This window comes from Alcanivorax sp. HI0044, from assembly GCF_001634945.1.
Window position 1 is genome coordinate 1 of record NZ_LWEZ01001222.1, and the last position, 900, is coordinate 900.

At 57.7% G+C, this 900-nt stretch carries 1 protein-coding gene; it reads left to right on the plus strand.

Features of this window, described 5'->3' with window-relative positions; translation table 11 throughout:
- Positions 1-246 precede the first annotated feature (246 nt).
- On the plus strand, positions 247-900 hold a 654-nt coding region (locus tag A3730_RS17100; protein ID WP_063538525.1), incomplete at its 3' end, for a GntR family transcriptional regulator.

A 900-nucleotide genomic window follows, 5' to 3' on the forward strand; every position in this document is an offset into this window, starting at 1 on the left:
CCAGTCGAAGGAATGGCGGGAGGCGCTTGCGGAAGGTGAAACGCTTAGCGATGATCAGCAAGCCTTCCTGTTTTCCATTGGGCGTGGCGCCGTGCAGTTCTTTGCCGGCGCCCCCGGCGGTGGCTGCGATCCACTGGTGCCTTGATGGTTTAAGTCAGGCATTGTCAACAATTGCCCTTGAAGTCCCTATTGTTAGGGCGTAAAGTCCAGCCCGGTCGTTGAAATTGTCAACAATCGGGCTTTTTTATGTCTGTCACTGCACCGGAATCTGCACGTACCCTGGCTGATCGGGTTTTCGCCCGCTTGCAGGACGATATTGTGCGTGGCGAGATTCCGCCCGGCTCCAAAGTCAGCGAAACCGAGCTGGCAGGGCGCTACGGTGTCAGCCGTGGCCCGCTCCGCGAAGCCATCCGTCGCCTCGAATCCCGCAAGCTGTTAGAGCGTGTTGTCCATGTGGGCACTCGTGTTGCCTCCCTGAGCTTCGATGACCTCATCGAAATCTACCATGTGCGCGAAGCGCTGGAAGGCATGGCGGCGCGGTTGGCTGCTGAGCAAATGTCCGCTGAGGAAGTCAACGGCCTCTATGACGTGCTGGCCCAGCATGAGCAGCAGCAGGATCTGCAACAGGACACCGCCTATTTCCAGCGAGAGGGCGACCTGGATTTCCATTACCGCATTATCCAGGGCAGCCACAACGGGACCCTCAGCCAGATGCTGATTGGTGAGCTTTACCATCTGGTGCGCATGTACCGTTATCAGTTTAGCTCGGTGGCCAATCGTCCCCAGAAAGCCCTTAACGAACATCGCCGTATCGTGGAAGCCATTGAAGCTCGCGATGGCGAGATGGCGGAACTGTTGATGCGCCGCCATATCAGTAGTGCCCGCAAGAACATCGAAACC